The organism is Corynebacterium comes (assembly GCF_009734405.1).
Taxonomy (GTDB): Bacteria; Actinomycetota; Actinomycetes; order Mycobacteriales; family Mycobacteriaceae; genus Corynebacterium; species Corynebacterium comes.
In genome coordinates, this window is the sequence record NZ_CP046453.1 from 1,395,104 (window position 1) to 1,408,452 (window position 13,349).

General features: G+C 67.1%; 17 protein-coding genes and 1 tRNA gene. 6 read left to right on the top strand and 12 right to left on the bottom strand.

Features of this window, described 5'->3' with window-relative positions:
* Positions 1–51: 51 nt before the first annotated feature.
* From hisG to CETAM_RS06740, 6 genes are read right to left on the bottom strand one after another with little or no spacing between them, the layout of a single operon-like run.
* Positions 52–897, bottom strand: a complete 846-nt coding sequence (hisG, locus tag CETAM_RS06715) for an ATP phosphoribosyltransferase (RefSeq protein WP_156228151.1) — start codon at positions 895–897, stop codon at positions 52–54.
* A 9-nt stretch (positions 898–906) separates the two neighbouring features.
* Complete coding sequence (locus CETAM_RS06720) at positions 907–1,170, bottom strand: phosphoribosyl-ATP diphosphatase (RefSeq protein WP_156228152.1); 264 nt, start codon at positions 1,168–1,170, stop codon at positions 907–909.
* Positions 1,171–1,198: 28 nt separating this feature from the next.
* Positions 1,199–1,933, bottom strand: coding sequence for an HAD family hydrolase (locus CETAM_RS06725; RefSeq protein WP_330221210.1), 735 nt, complete (start codon positions 1,931–1,933; stop codon positions 1,199–1,201).
* A complete protein-coding gene (locus tag CETAM_RS06730) occupies positions 1,899–2,279 on the bottom strand; it encodes a hypothetical protein (protein WP_156229411.1) in 381 nt (126 codons plus the stop codon). The genes CETAM_RS06725 and CETAM_RS06730 overlap by 35 nt, the downstream gene beginning before the upstream one ends.
* Before the next feature lie 21 nt (positions 2,280–2,300).
* The gene (gene mshC / locus CETAM_RS06735; protein ID WP_156228154.1) at positions 2,301–3,539 is read right to left on the bottom strand and encodes a cysteine--1-D-myo-inosityl 2-amino-2-deoxy-alpha-D-glucopyranoside ligase; all 1,239 of its coding nucleotides are present in this window, start codon (positions 3,537–3,539) and stop codon (positions 2,301–2,303) included.
* A 45-nt stretch (positions 3,540–3,584) separates the two neighbouring features.
* Positions 3,585–4,412 carry an undecaprenyl-diphosphate phosphatase gene (locus CETAM_RS06740; RefSeq protein WP_156229412.1) on the bottom strand — a complete coding sequence of 276 codons (828 nt, stop codon included), beginning with the start codon at positions 4,410–4,412 and terminating at the stop codon, positions 3,585–3,587.
* Positions 4,413–4,502: 90 nt separating this feature from the next.
* Here CETAM_RS06740 and CETAM_RS06745 point away from each other — a divergent pair, with 90 nt between their 5' ends.
* The 3 genes from CETAM_RS06745 to CETAM_RS06755 are packed head-to-tail and all read left to right on the top strand — an operon-like array spanning position 4,503 to position 7,596.
* Complete coding sequence (locus CETAM_RS06745; protein WP_231587612.1) at positions 4,503–5,420, top strand: aldo/keto reductase; 918 nt, start codon at positions 4,503–4,505, stop codon at positions 5,418–5,420.
* Positions 5,421–5,467: 47 nt separating this feature from the next.
* Positions 5,468–6,475 (top strand): hypothetical protein, encoded by a 1,008-nt coding sequence (locus CETAM_RS06750; RefSeq protein WP_231587613.1) that lies wholly within the window; start codon positions 5,468–5,470, stop codon positions 6,473–6,475.
* A gap of 2 nt (positions 6,476–6,477) precedes the next feature.
* The gene (locus CETAM_RS06755) at positions 6,478–7,596 is read left to right on the top strand and encodes a quinone-dependent dihydroorotate dehydrogenase (protein ID WP_407923968.1); all 1,119 of its coding nucleotides are present in this window, start codon (positions 6,478–6,480) and stop codon (positions 7,594–7,596) included.
* Between the two features lie 67 nt (positions 7,597–7,663).
* On the opposite strand, the gene CETAM_RS06760 is transcribed toward CETAM_RS06755, so the two are convergent.
* Together CETAM_RS06760 and CETAM_RS06765 are read right to left on the bottom strand one after the other, a co-directional pair.
* On the bottom strand, positions 7,664–8,062 hold the full coding sequence (locus CETAM_RS06760; protein WP_156228156.1) for a hypothetical protein: 399 nt from the start codon (positions 8,060–8,062) through the stop codon (positions 7,664–7,666).
* A 12-nt stretch (positions 8,063–8,074) separates the two neighbouring features.
* Positions 8,075–8,614 (bottom strand): YbhB/YbcL family Raf kinase inhibitor-like protein, encoded by a 540-nt coding sequence (locus CETAM_RS06765; RefSeq protein ID WP_156228157.1) that lies wholly within the window; start codon positions 8,612–8,614, stop codon positions 8,075–8,077.
* Positions 8,615–8,801: 187 nt separating this feature from the next.
* On the opposite strand from CETAM_RS06765, the gene CETAM_RS06770 reads away from it, so the two are divergent.
* Positions 8,802–8,887: transfer RNA gene (locus tag CETAM_RS06770), tRNA-Leu, on the top strand.
* A gap of 127 nt (positions 8,888–9,014) precedes the next feature.
* Here CETAM_RS06770 and CETAM_RS06775 read toward each other — a convergent pair.
* Complete coding sequence (locus CETAM_RS06775; protein WP_156228158.1) at positions 9,015–9,434, bottom strand: cupin domain-containing protein; 420 nt, start codon at positions 9,432–9,434, stop codon at positions 9,015–9,017.
* 103 nt (positions 9,435–9,537) lie between these two features.
* On the opposite strand from CETAM_RS06775, the gene CETAM_RS06780 reads away from it, so the two are divergent.
* Both CETAM_RS06780 and CETAM_RS06785 read left to right on the top strand, forming a co-directional pair.
* Positions 9,538–10,239: a TVP38/TMEM64 family protein gene (locus tag CETAM_RS06780; protein WP_156228159.1), complete on the top strand. Its 702-nt coding sequence runs from the start codon at positions 9,538–9,540 to the stop codon at positions 10,237–10,239.
* A gap of 37 nt (positions 10,240–10,276) precedes the next feature.
* The gene (locus CETAM_RS06785) at positions 10,277–10,855 is read left to right on the top strand and encodes a MarR family transcriptional regulator (protein ID WP_156228160.1); all 579 of its coding nucleotides are present in this window, start codon (positions 10,277–10,279) and stop codon (positions 10,853–10,855) included.
* Here CETAM_RS06785 and CETAM_RS06790 read toward each other — a convergent pair.
* From CETAM_RS06790 to CETAM_RS06800, 3 genes are read right to left on the bottom strand one after another with little or no spacing between them, the layout of a single operon-like run.
* Entirely contained in the window at positions 10,852–12,018 is a 1,167-nt protein-coding gene (locus CETAM_RS06790) for an SPFH domain-containing protein (protein ID WP_156228161.1), read from the bottom strand. The genes CETAM_RS06785 and CETAM_RS06790 overlap by 4 nt on opposite strands.
* Positions 12,019–12,021: 3 nt before the next feature.
* Entirely contained in the window at positions 12,022–12,450 is a 429-nt protein-coding gene (locus CETAM_RS06795) for an NfeD family protein (protein WP_156228162.1), read from the bottom strand.
* A gap of 23 nt (positions 12,451–12,473) precedes the next feature.
* Positions 12,474–13,322, bottom strand: coding sequence for a DUF3097 domain-containing protein (locus CETAM_RS06800; RefSeq protein ID WP_156228163.1), 849 nt, complete (start codon positions 13,320–13,322; stop codon positions 12,474–12,476).
* Positions 13,323–13,349 lie beyond the last annotated feature (27 nt).

Sequence of the window (13,349 nt, forward strand, 5' to 3'; positions counted from 1 at the left end):
TCCCCCCATGCTAACCCGGGACGCCGCACCTCATGCCCCGGGTCCGGGTGGTCAGATACGCGCGATGCGCAGCTCGGAGGCGAGGATGGCTTCAGCGCCCAGCTCGGAGAGCTCGTCCATGACGGCGTTGGCGCGCTTGATGGGCACCAGGGCACGCACAGCGACCATGTCGTCGCGAGCCAGCGGGGACACCGTCGGCCCGGAGAGCCCCGGGGTGATCTCGGAGGCCTCGGCCAGCTTTTCGCGGGAGACGTTGTAGTCGAGCATGAGGTAGTTCTGTGCGTGGAGGATGCCCTCGATGCGACGCAGCACGACCCTCTGCTCGGCGGTCGGCTCCACGCCCTTGCGGCCGACGATGATGGCCTCGGAGGAGACCAGCGGCTCACCGAACGGGGCCAGGCCCTGCTGACGCAGTGTGTTTCCCGTCGACACGACGTCGGCGATGGCGTCGGCGACGCCGAGCTTGATGGAGATCTCCACCGCACCGTCGAGACGGATCACCTCCGCCTCCAGACCGCGGGCGGCGAGGTCATCGCGCACGAGGTTCGGGTAGGAGGTGGCGATGCGCTTGCCCGCCAGGTCCTCGACGGTCCAGATCTCGTCGGCCGGTGCCGCGTAGCGGAACGTGGAACCACCGAAGCCGAGCGTGAGGACCTCGGAGACGTCGGCACGCGAGTCGCGGGCCAGATCGCGACCGGTGATGCCGAGGTCGAGCTTGCCGCTGGCCACGTAGATGGCGATGTCCTTCGGGCGGAGAAAGAAGAACTCGACGTCGTTGACCTTGTCGAAGACGTTGAGCGCCTTGGAGTCGCGTCGGCCCTTGTAGCCGGCCTCCCGGAGGATCTCCACGGCAGCTTCGGACAGTGACCCCTTGTTGGGGACGGCGATCTTGATCATGATGATCTCCTAGAGGTTCTTGTAGATGTCGTCGGGGGTCAGCCCGCGGGCAATCATCATGACCTGGGTCCAGTAGATGAGCTGGCTCATCTCTTCCGCCAGCTCCTCATCGGACTGGTACTCGGCCGCGATCCAGACCTCGCCGGCCTCCTCGATGATCTTCTTACCGATATGATGCACGCCCTTATCCAGGGCTTCCACGGTCCCGGAACCCTCAGGGCGGGACGTGGCGCGGTCGGTGAGTTCGGCAAACAAGGAGTCAAAGTTCTTCACGACGGGACATTATTCCATGTCCCCTCCCTCAGCGCTTCAGTTGGTGGAACCAGTCGAAGACCGTGGCGGCGTCGACGCCCTCGAAATCGTTCCGGTTGTGCAGCGATTCCAGCGTGACGACGCCGTCGGGCACCACCGTGTCGGGATACCAGGGCAGGCCGATCACCCGGCAACCCGCCGTCACGGCGGCGGTCATGCCGGTGTGGGAATCCTCGAACACCAGACAATCCGACGGGTGCGCGCCCACCTTCTCCGCCGCCCGGAGGTACATGTCCGGGGCGGGCTTGGGGCGGGGCACCTCGTCGCCGGCGACCGAACCCGTGAAAAACCGCTTGCCGACGGCCGCGATCGACAGGTCCGCCAGCACCCGTTCGGTGTTGGTGGTCACCAGCATGGGCAGATCACGGGAGCTGAGGTCACCGAGCAGCCGGGTCACCCCCGGATTCGGGGTGAGCTCCGCGTTCATCAGCTCAGCCATCCGCTCATACATGAAAGCCCGGTAGATCGGGTGATCGTCCCGGGTGACGGTGACACCGGCATGGTCGGCGCACACCTGTACGGTGTGGCCGAAACTGCCGCCGATGGTGGTCTCCCGTAGTCGGGGTGTCAGGCGGCGACCCATGCGCTCGCTGAGCTCATAGGTGAACCGCTCCCACAGGGGTTCGGTGTCGACGAGGGTGCCGTCCATGTCCCAGAAGATGGCGGCGGGGCGGGGGGTGGGTGAAGTGTTAATCGATCTCCGGCAGCTCGGCGAGTGCCTCATCGTCCGCGCCGGTGGCGGCGGAGGCGTCATGGATCAGTTCGTTGAGCTCGGCCATCTCCTCCGGCTCCAGCACCGCACCATCATTCTTCGTGTTGAAGTCGGAGAGATGGTCCACGGCGGCCTGGACGACCGTGACCAGCGTCTCCGCGGTCGGGTCATCGGGGAGGGCATCGAGGGCGTCGAGGAGCTTCTCCAGGATGGTCTGCAGCTCCGGGAGCACCTTCGGGTCGAAGGGCTCATCCCAGAACTCCTTCTCCTCGGGCTTGAGGTAGTCGCCGGTGGCGAAGGAATGGAGGTTGGAGATGAATTCGTCGACGGTCGGCTGGAATTCGGCGCGGATGGTCATGTTGGTCATTGTCCCCGAAATCTACCGGACCTGCACGCCTAACAGCGCGTCGAGGGCATCGCACACCAGATCGGCCGCGTTTTCCTCGGTCGCGCCACGGTCGGCGGCGGCCCAGGCGTCCACGGCGGCCAGTGCCCCGGGGGTGTCCAGGTCTGCGGCCAGGTGCCCGCGGAACTCCTGCACCAGCGACTGTGCCGCAGCCAGCGATCCCGCATTGTTCACTGCGCGACGCCAGGTCGCCAGACGCGCCTCCGCCTCCGCCAGGATCTGGTCGGACCAGTCGCGGTCGGAGCGGTAGTGGGAAGCGAAGACCCCGAGACGGATGGCCGAAGGCTCGTGGCCGGCCTCGGTCAGCCGGTGGACGAAGACGAGGTTGCCCAGGGACTTGCTCATCTTCACCCCGTCGAGCCCGATCATGCCTGCGTGCACGTAATGGCCGGCCATGCGGTCGACGCCGAGACCGGCCTCGGCGTGGGCCGCGGAGAACTCGTGGTGCGGGAAGATCAGGTCGCTGCCGCCCCCCTGGATGTCGAAGGATCCGCCCAGGCGGTTGGTGGCGATGGCGGAACACTCGATGTGCCAGCCCGGGCGGCCGGGGCCGAAGGGTGACTCCCAGGCGGGCTCGCCCTCCCGGTGGGCCCGCCACACCAGCGCGTCGAGCGGGTCATGCTTGCCCGGGCGTTCCGGATCGCCGCCACGCTCGGCGAAGAACTTCTCCATGGTGGCGCGGTCATAGTTCGACTCATAGCCGAAGTTCCCGGTGGCCTCGACGGAGGCGTAGACGTCCGGGTACTCGGGATCGTCGACGACGTAGGCGGCACCGGCGTCGAGAAGCTTCTCCACCAGTGCCACGACCTCGTCCACCGACTCGATCGCGCCGATGTAGTCGCGCGGCGGGATGATCCGCAGCTGCTCCATGTCGGAACGGAACAGCTCGATCTGATCGTCGCCCAGGTCGCGCCAGTCCACACCGTCGCGCTCGGCGCGCTCGAACAGGGGGTCGTCCACGTCGGTGATGTTCTGCACGTAATGGACCTTCAGACCCTGGTCGAGCAGGAGACGGTGGACCAGGTCGAAGGTCAGGTACGTCGCCGCATGGCCGAGGTGGGTGGAGTCGTACGGGGTGATCCCGCAGACGTACATTCCGGCGGTGCCCTCCGCCTCCACGGGGCGGCTGATCCCGTCCGCGGTGTCGAAGAGCGAAAGGGGGACGGGAGTGCCGCTGACCCGCGGCACCTCAGGTTGTGGCCATGAACGCATGCCCACACTCTAACGGACGACCATTCACCCACCCATCCGGGAGGGCTAGATCGGCTGCAGGACGCCGAAGGCCAGGAGCGCCATGACGAACAGGCCGGCCGGGATGCGGTAGGCGGCGAACCAGGAGAAGGAGTGGTGGGCGACGAACTTGAGCAGCCAGGCGATCGAGACGTAGCCGAGGACGAAAGTGATGCCGGTGCCGGCCAGCAGCTGCAGCCCGGTGGCGGACTGGCCGGCCTGCGGCGCGAAGGCGTCCGGCAGGGAGAAGAGGCCGGAGGCCAGGACAGCCGGGATCGCCAGCAGGAAGCTGAACCGGGTGGCCACCTCACGGTCGAGGTTGAGGAAGAGGCCGGCGGACACCGTGCCGCCCGAGCGGGACACTCCCGGGATCAGCGCCAGGCACTGGGCGAGGCCCATGACGATGGCGTCCTTCATGGTCAGGTCATCAAGCGTGCGATCCTTGCGGCCGAACTTCTCCGCCAGGATGAACACCAGCGAGAACAGCACCAGGACAGTGGCGGTGATCCACAGGTTACGCAGTCCCTCGCGGATCAGGTCGCGGCCGAAGTAGCCGAGGACAGCCACCGGGATGGTGCCGACGATGACCATCCAGCCCATCCGGTAGTGGAACCCGCGCTGTTCCTTGTTGAACAGACCCCGGAACCAGCCGGTGAGGATCTGCCAGATGTCCCTGGCGAAGAACACCAGCACCGCGAACTCGGTGCCCAGCTGGACCACTGCGGTGAAGGAGGCGCCGGCGTCCTGGCCCCAGAACAGTTCCGAGACGATCCGCAGGTGGCCGGAGGAGCTGACCGGCAGGAATTCGGTCAGGCCCTGCACGATGGAGAGCACGATGACCTGCATCCAGGACATCTGCTCGGAGGAGGTGGCTGCCACGTCGGTGGCCGCGGAGAGGATGGTCACGTCATTCACCCGGACCACCGTACTACTACTGTGGTGGGGGTGAAGCAGCGATTGGTGGGCCTCAGCGGACTCCGCGTCTCCGACATCGGTCTGGGGACAGCCACCTGGGGCGAGTCCACACCGGTGAAGGAAGCGCAGGTCATCCTGCAGGAATTTCTCGACGCCGGGGGCACCCTCGTCGATTCCTCCCCCAGCTACGCGCAGGGCCGGGCGCAGCAGATACTGGCGGAGGTCCTCACGGCCGCCGACGTACCCCGCGAGCGTCTCGTCCTGTCCTCCTCTGCCGGGATCGCTCCGCGCTCGCCGGTGGGCAGGCGGGTGGACTGCTCCCGCCGCGCACTCATGCACCAGCTGGACGCGACCCTGCAGACACTGGGCACCGATCATCTCGACCTGTGGTCAGTCGGCTACTGGGACGAGAAGACCCCGCCGGCCGAGGTCGCCGACACCATCGACTGGGCCATCCGGACCGGCCGGACCCGCTACGCCGGTGTGCGCGACTACGCGGGCTGGCAGCTGGCGGTCACCGCCGCGGGACACTCCGCCCCCCGGATCGTGGCCACCCAGCACGAGTACTCCCTGCTCACCCGCGAGATCGAGGAGGAGCTGATTCCCGCCGCCCGCCACCTGGGGGTGGGGGTCATCGCCGCCGCGCCGTTGGCACAGGGAGTGCTCACCGGCCGGTACCGCAGCACCCTCCCCCACGGCGTGCGCGCCGAGGTCCACGCCCGCCTGGGCGGCAAGGCCCACACCATCGTCGATGCGTTGACCACCGCCGCCGACGGCCTGGGTCTTCCCCCCGCGGTGGTCGCACTGGCCTGGGCACGGGATCGCGCCGGCGTGTCGTCCGCCGTGGTCGGTGCGGGAAGTCACAGCCAGCTCAAGCAGCTGCTGCAGGTCACGGACACCGTGCTGCCCAGGGCGATCGTCAAGGCATTGGACGACGTGTCGCGCTGATAGGCTCATGCAATGTGAAAGCCGGACGTTTGACAGTACTGGCGGCAGTGACCGCCTCAACCCTTCTCGCAGCAGCCTGTAATGCCGGGCCCGGCCAGGACGTGCCCGACATGGGTAACGCCGTCGCCGACGTCTCTCCCCCGGCGACGGACCCGACCGGCAGGGTCATCGAGCTTGTGGCCGGGTACTCCGAGGTCACCGACCTCGAGATCGCCGGCGACATCCTGGGGCTGCGCGCCGGGGGAACCCTCGCGCTGGGCACCCTCAGTCAGTTCGACGCCGGCGACGTCACCGAGGTGACCATCCCCGAGAACTGTGGCGACCTCACCGCATCCGCGGACACCTTCGTCCTCGCGTGCCGCGAGGAGGTGCTGCTTGTCGACGCCGCGACGGGCGACGTCGACAAGCGCGACATCGCCGGCACCGACGCCGCGCCGGCTGTCGCTGCGGCACTGACCTCAACGGGCGAACTGGTGGTGGGCAACGCCGAGTCCGACAAGGTCCTCGTCTTCGAGGAGGGCGCCGAAGAGCCGGTCCACACGATCACCGTCGCGGGAAACACCAGCCAGCTCATCGCCGTTCCCCGGGAGGGCGACGTCGACACGATCGTGCGCACCAACCACGCCAACACGACCATCCAGGACGTCCACTGGCGCGAGGGGGAACAGGGTGGCACCCTGCGCGTCGGCCTCGGCGTCGGACGGATCGCCGCCGGAGAGAACAGCCTGGTGGTGGTCTCCGACAACATCGGCGATCAGCTGGCGATCTACACCGCCACCGACGTCATCCGCCTCCACCAGACCACCCCCGTCGACGAGAGCCCGTGGGGCGTCGTGTGGGACGCCGAGCGGGATCTCGCCTGGATCGCCTCCACCGGCACCAACACCCTTGCCGGCTTCGACGTGTCCACCGGCGTGCCCGAGCGGAAGTCCTTGCTGGACACCGTCGCGGACGCCCAGAACATCGTCATCCTCGAGGACGGCACCCTCGTCCTCGCGTCGGCCACCGGGGGCGGCCTGCAGGTCATCGACAACCCCGAACTCACCTCCCAGTAAGGATCCCAGCCTTGTCACTGCGTCACTCCGCCTATCAGCTCGCCCTCAAAGCCATGTTCACCCTTCCGCCGGAGCGCATCCACGGAATCATCAGCGACGCTCTGGGCATCCTCCAGTCCGCCGGCCCGCTCAACAGGGTGATGGGCAAGGTCATCCAGGTCAACGACCCGGTGCTCGCCCAGGAGGTCTTCGGGCGCACTGTCCCGCGCCCGCTGGGCCTGGCGGCCGGCTTCGACAAGAACGCCACCACGGCCGACACCTGGACGGCCCTCGGCTTCGGCTATTCCGAACTCGGTACCGTCACCGCCTCCCCGCAGGACGGCAACCCCACTCCCCGACTGTTCCGCCTGCGGGCGGATCAGGCGATCCTCAACCGGATGGGCTTCAATAACGAGGGCGCCGCCGCAGTCGCCGAGAACCTGCGCCGCCGCAGGTCCGACGACGTCGTCGGCATCAACATCGGCAAGACCAAGGTCGTCCCGCCCGCGGAGGCCGTCGACGACTACAGGCGCTCCGCCTCCCTCCTCGGTGACCTCGCCGACTTCCTGGTGGTCAACGTCTCCTCCCCCAACACCCCGGGTCTGCGCGACCTGCAGGCCGTCGAGTCCCTGCGCCCCATCCTCGCGGCCGTCCAGGAGTCCACCTCCGCCCCCGTCCTGGTGAAGATCGCCCCGGATCTGTCCGACGAGGACGTGGACGCCGTCGCCGACCTCGCCCTCGAGCTGGGTCTGGCGGGCATCGTCGCCACGAACACCACCATCTCCCGCCAAGGTCTGACCACCCCGGCCGCCGAGGTGGAGGCCATGGGCGCAGGCGGCATCTCGGGTCCGCCTGTCGCCGAACGCGCCCTCGAGGTGCTCAGGCGCCTCCACGCCAGGGTCGGCGACCAGCTGGTGCTCATCTCCGTCGGCGGCATCTCCACCCCGCAGCAGGCCTGGGAGCGCATCACCGCCGGCGCCACCCTCCTCCAGGGCTACACCGGTTTCATCTACGGTGGCCCGGACTGGATCCGGGACATCCACCGGGGCATCGCCAGCCAGATCCACCGCCACGGACTGGGTAACATCTCCGAGGCCATCGGCTCCGAGCTGGAGTGGCTGGATAAACCGGCACGAGTCTAGAAACCCCGAAGGGCGGGCCGCAGCATACTGATGCTGCGGCCCGCCCTTCGGCAGTAATGCGGGAAACTCAGCCCTTGGGGATCAGCGAACGGCGGATGACCAGGCCCGCCACGAAAGCCGCCACCGCGTACATGGCCAGCCAGTACTGCTCCATCACGTAGATACCCTCGTTCGGGATGAGCCGGGTGAACATCACCAGCACCACCGCAGCTATCAGCGCGATGACCTGCGCCCTGCTCGCCGCCTGATCCCGGCGGACCGTGGCGAAAGCACCGAGGATGATCACGGCGACGAGGATGATCAGGAAACGTGGCGTCACCACGTACGGCGTCATCCACCCGTCCGTGATCAACGCGACCGCCGTGAAGACCAGCAGGGCAACGGCCAGCGCCATGAAGGCGCCGCCCACCCGCAGGGCCAACGGCACCTGGAAAGACCGCTCACTGCGGGAGTTCTTTTGGCTCATAACCTTCAGAGACTACTTGTTCTCGTACCAGCCCCACAGGATGGCGCGGCCGAGGGAATGGAAGTACAGGTTGAAACCGAGCACCGTCGCCGAGGAATCAGGGTCGATGTCCAGCTTCTCGACGTCCACCGCATGCACCGCGAACAGGTACCGGTGCGGGGTGTGGCCCGCCGGCGGATTCGCGCCATAGTAGTTCCTCGTTCCGGCGTCATTGACCAGGGAGACCACACCCTCAATGCCCAGATCCTCCCGGGCGCCTGCACCTGTGGGCAGCTCGGTCACGGACACCGGGATGTTGAACGCCGCCCAGTGCCAGTAGCCGGACCCCGTGGGGGCGTCCGGGTCGAGACAGGTCACCGCCAGGGACCTGGTTCCTTCCGGAAGATCCGACCACGCCAGCTGAGGCGACACATTCGCCGGGGCGCACTGCCCCTCGGAAAGCTCTTCGCAGTTCTGCAGGTCGGTCGAGGTCAACGGAAAGCTCGGGAGATCCTTCAGCGGTGCATAAGGATCCGGGCCGGGGAAACGGGAATCATCTGCGTAGTGGCTCATGCCTCCGTTGTACCCGAGGACGCTCGGCCATGTCCTCGGGTACGGATTTCCGTCCCCGGAAACAGTCCTCATTACACCCTTGTAACTAGCCCTGACCTGCCGATTTGTGCGTTTTGCAGGAGTAGGGCTACAGTAGTGCAAGTGCCAAGCCGAGCAGGTGGGGCGCAGAAGAATGAATAAACACCCAGCCCGGGTGGCGGAATGGCAGACGCGCTAGCTTGAGGTGCTAGTGTCCTACTAACGGACGTGGGGGTTCAAGTCCCCCTCCGGGCACATTGTGAAGTCTCGCGACATCGTTCCTACGGTGTCGCGAGATTTTTTATTTGCGGTGCAGCACCGGCGTCGGCGCCTGCTACGGCGCCCACGCCGGTGCCGGCCGAACCAGTGTCCGGCGCCGGACCTACTCGTTCGGATCGTTGTCCGCGTCCGCCTTGGTCTCGTGGTGGGTGCCCGGGACGTGATCAGGTGCCGCATAGATGGAGTAGAGCTTCACGGTCTCCTCGCCCTCGTTGACGAAGTTGTGCCACTTCCCCGCCGGCACGAAGATCGCGAAATCGTCCTCCACGACCTGATCGATGTCCAGGTTGTCTTCGCTGTCGCCGATCATGATGCGGCCCTTGCCGGCCTCAAGGCGCAGGAACTGGTCGTGGTCGCCGTGGACTTCAGCGCCGATCTCGCCGCCCGCGGGAATCGCCATGACCGTCATCTGGAGGAACCTGCCGGTCCACAGGGTGTCGCGGAATGCCTCGTTCTCCTTGGTCACATCCTCGATGTCTAGGACGTAGGGATGGGGGCCGTGGTCGGTGCGCAGATCTGCCATGATGTCTCCTGGGTCGTTGGGGTGCTTCAGCAACCGAGTCTAATGAAGCGCCGCTGCACAGGCCACGAAGTTGGGCCTGCCCCGCGGCGTAGACTGTCCCCTCGTGAAGAGTGTCGGGCAGTTTCTGGTGGGACTTACCCGCGACGGTGTGAACACCGTCGCGGGGTGGTCGTGGCTGCGTCGACTGGCGGTCACGGCGGCACTCGCCGGCTTCCTGGCGGTGACCGTCTTCACGGAGGTCCCCTCGATCGACACACTGCGGACGTGGGCGGAGGCCGCCGGAGATCCTTTCATCCTCCTGTTCTGGCTCGGCTACGTGGCGATCACGCAGTTTCCCGTCCCCCGGACCATCCTCACTGTGGCAAGCGGCGTGCTCTTCGGCCCCTGGCAGGGCGTACTCATCGCGTTGACCGCGACCACGGTGTCAGCTGCGCTGAGCCTGGTGGTGGTGCGGGGGCTTCTCGGTGACTGGATGGCGCCGCGGCTGGCGCATCCGGCGGTCGCGGGTGTCAATACGCGGCTGGAGGAGCGTGGCTGGCTGGCGGTGACCAGCCTGCGGATGATCGCGGGAGTGCCGTTCTCCGTGCTCAACTACGCTGCGGCGCTGACGAGCGTGCCATTGGGGATGTTCACGCTTGCCACGTTCGTGGGTTCCGCCCCGGGCACGGTGGTCACCGTCGCGCTCGGCGACGCCCTGGTGGGCGACCTCGACCCCCTCGTGCTGGGTTTCACCGTGCTGCTGGCCCTGGCAGGTCTTGTCGGACTCGCGCTGGACCAACGCTTGCCGGTCAAGTCTGTGACGTAGACTGGAGGCAACATCGTCGTGTGAAGGAGACTGTCAGGTGCTAGCCGTCCATGCCCGTTACCGGGGTAGAGAGCCGCGTCGTGCCCTGTTGGTCACGCGTTCGGCTGAGGCACTGTCCACCCTGGACGGCGTCGGCGAGTTCCGGGTGCTCGGCGTCGAGGACATCTGCGCGGTGGTCGACTCCCCCGAGGCCTTGTGCGACACGGTTATGGCTCTGCTTTCTGACGGCAGCTGGGCAGTCGGTGTGGGTGTCGTGCCAGGTACCACGGATGAGGAGCTCACCCGGGGTACCGCGACAAGCTCACTGCGGGGTGGGGTTCGCGCGGGGACGGTGAAGGTGGCGAGCCTGCCGAAGGGGAAGTCCACGCTGGCCGATGACATCGCCGCCGTTTTCGCGCTGATGGGCCACGTGCTGAGTAAACGCACGCTGGAGGGCCGGGAGGCCACCTCCCTGGTGCGCTCGGGTCTGAATCAGAACGAGGCCGCCGAAGAGCTGGACATCTCCAAGCAGGCGATGTCCCAGCGTCTCCAGGCGGCCGGGTGGCAGGCGGAGACCGCCGGTTGGCGGCTGGCGGTCAATCTGCTGACCCGCGCGGAGGCGGGCCGGTACGACTAACCGATCTCCGGCTCCCGCTGCCCGATCTCGAAGGTGGGGGCGGCCTTGATCTCGTGCGGTTCCGGATCGACGGGCTTGTTGGCCACGGCGGTGGCGGCCGCGACCGCTGCGGCGATCTCCGGGTTGGTGGCGGTGGAGAACCAGTCCTCGGTGTCTTCCTCACTGGCCATCTCGCGGGTCTCCTGGTCGACGTGGGCGGACTCGTAGCGGAAAGTGCCCTCGTCATCCTTCTTGGCGAAGGCCTTGGCGAACTGTTCCAGGGAGTCGCCGAACTGGGAGGGGATCATCCACATGGTGGAGGCCTTGCCCTCGGCGAGCTTCGGCAGCTTCTCCAGGTACTGGTAGGCCAGCACCTCAGGCGTCAGTTTGGAGGCCTTGATCGCGGCGTTGATCTTCTGGATGGCACGTGCCTCACCCTGTGCCTGGAGGTAGCGTGCCGCCCGTTCACCTTCAGCCCTGAGGATCATCCCCTGACGCTCACCCTCGGCCGCGAGGATGGCGGCGTGCTTCTCACCCTCGGCGGACAGGATCCGTGCCTGCTTCTCGCCCTCGGCGGTCTTGATGTCGGATTCGCGGCGGCCCTCGGCGGTGAGGATCGTGGCGCGCTTCTCCCGGTCCGCCTTCATCTGCATCTCCATGGACTGCTGGATGGACGCCGGCGGGTCGATGGCCTTGAGCTCCACGCGGCTGATGCGCAGGCCCCACTTCGAGGTGGCGGCATCGAGCTCCCCTCGCAGGCGGCGGTTGATGGTGTCCCGCGAGGTGAGGGTCTCCTCCAGGGTCATGCCACCGACGACGTCGCGGAGCGTGGCCACGGAGATCTGCTCGACACCGACGATGTAGTTGTCCACGCCGTAGATCGCCTTGGCGGGATCGTTGATCTGGTAAGTGACGACAATATCGATGGCGACGGTCAGGTTGTCCTGCGTGATCACGGCCTGCGGAGGGAAGGACACGACACGCTCACGGGTGTCCACACGGGCGCGGACCCGGTCGATGAACGGCACGAGCAGGGTCAGCGCACCGGAGACGGTCCGGGTGTAGCTGCCCAGACGCTCGATGACGGCCGCCTCACCCTGCGGGATCAGGGCGATGGATTTGATGACGACGAACGCCACAAAGACGAGCGCCACCACCAAGAGGATCAGTCCGATGGTTTCCATGGGCTAGGGCTCCTTCCATACGACGGCGGTCGCACCGTCGATGTCGATGACGGTGACACGCTCACCCTCGGCGAACGTCGTGCTGGCGTCCAGGGAACGGGCCGACCAGATGGAGCCGTCAAGACGCACCTGGCCGGCGGTGCCGTGGACCGGGGAGATCACTTCTGCGGTGGAACCGACGAGCGCCCGGACGGAGGTGTCCAGAGCCTTCGGTGCCTGGAGTCGGCGGCGCAGGAAGGGCCGCAGGAAGACGAGCAGGCCGAAGGATGCGATGGCGAAGGCCACGACGGAGGCCCACAACGGGGCTCCCGCCAGGGACACCCCCGCCGCCGCGAGTGCACCGCCGGCGAGCATGAGCAGAGTCATCTCGCCCACCGCCAGCTCGAGGCCGGCGAGGACGAGTGCTGCGATAAACCAGATGATTGCTCCCACGTCCCCCAACGTACCAACGGGGACTACATGAGGTCGGACTTGTTCAGTTCCGGGGTGGTGACGAAGTCGACGAGCCTTTCGACGGCGCCGATGAGGGTGGAGTCCAGGTCCCGGTAACTGGAGACGGAGGAGTAGACCCGATTCCAGCCCTCCCGGGGATCGGACCAGCCGAGCCGTTGGCACACCCCCGTCTTCCAGTCCTCGCCGTAGGGCACCTCCGGCCACGCATGGATCCCCACGGCCGTGGGCTTCACGGCCGCCCAGATGTCGATGTAGGGGTGTCCGGTGACCAGCACGTGCTCACCGACGGACCTGGTCATGCGGGTCTCCTTCGAGCCCTCGACGAGGTGATCCGCGAGCACGCCCACCCGACGGCCGGGACCCGGCCCGAACTCGGCCAGGCGGGCCTCCAGATTGTCCAGGCCCTCAAGGTACTCGACGACCACCCCCTCCACCCGCAGGTCGTGTCCCCACACCTTCTCCACGATCGCGGCGTCATGGACGCCCTCGACCCAGATGCGTGAGGGTGCAGCGACCTTCGCCTCGACGTTCTCCACCCGCCGCGAGCCGGAGTTCGACTTGCGCGGGGCCTGTGCCTTCTGCGGGACGTGCCGGATGAGCGTCACCGGTTGCCCCTCCAGCAGGAAGCCGCCGGCCACCAGCTGGAACAGACGCTTCACTCCGCGACGGTCCTCGAGGCGGACGAACTCACCGTCGTAGGTCCGCTCCCAGCTGACCACGGCCCCGACATAGTCCTCCCCCCGGACCTCCACCACCAGACCGGGTGTGGCCTCGACCTTCGGGTACTCGCGGGGGCGGGAACGGGCGTGTCCGGCGAAGATGTCGCCGCGATAGGGATCACGGAAGCTCATGGCCGGCAAGTGTATCGGCTACACTCC

Excerpts from the sequence above, each read along its gene's own strand:
- mshC (WP_156228154.1), bottom strand. The coding sequence starts at position 3,539 with ATGCGTTCATGGCCACAACCTGAGGTGCCGCGGGTCAGCGGCACTCCC.
- CETAM_RS06775 (WP_156228158.1), bottom strand. The coding sequence starts at position 9,434 with ATGGCAGATCTGCGCACCGACCACGGCCCCCATCCCTACGTCCTAGAC.
- CETAM_RS06740 (WP_156229412.1), bottom strand. The coding sequence starts at position 4,412 with ATGTCCTGGATGCAGGTCATCGTGCTCTCCATCGTGCAGGGCCTGACC.
- CETAM_RS06800 (WP_156228163.1), bottom strand. The coding sequence starts at position 13,322 with ATGAGCTTCCGTGATCCCTATCGCGGCGACATCTTCGCCGGACACGCC.
- CETAM_RS06725 (WP_330221210.1), bottom strand. The coding sequence starts at position 1,933 with ATGAGGCACTCGCCGAGCTGCCGGAGATCGATTAACACTTCACCCACC.
- CETAM_RS06765 (WP_156228157.1), bottom strand. The coding sequence starts at position 8,614 with ATGAGCCACTACGCAGATGATTCCCGTTTCCCCGGCCCGGATCCTTAT.
- CETAM_RS06760 (WP_156228156.1), bottom strand. The coding sequence starts at position 8,062 with ATGAGCCAAAAGAACTCCCGCAGTGAGCGGTCTTTCCAGGTGCCGTTG.
- CETAM_RS06730 (WP_156229411.1), bottom strand. The coding sequence starts at position 2,279 with ATGACCATCCGCGCCGAATTCCAGCCGACCGTCGACGAATTCATCTCC.
- CETAM_RS06790 (WP_156228161.1), bottom strand. The coding sequence starts at position 12,018 with ATGGAAACCATCGGACTGATCCTCTTGGTGGTGGCGCTCGTCTTTGTG.
- hisG (WP_156228151.1), bottom strand. The coding sequence starts at position 897 with ATGATCAAGATCGCCGTCCCCAACAAGGGGTCACTGTCCGAAGCTGCC.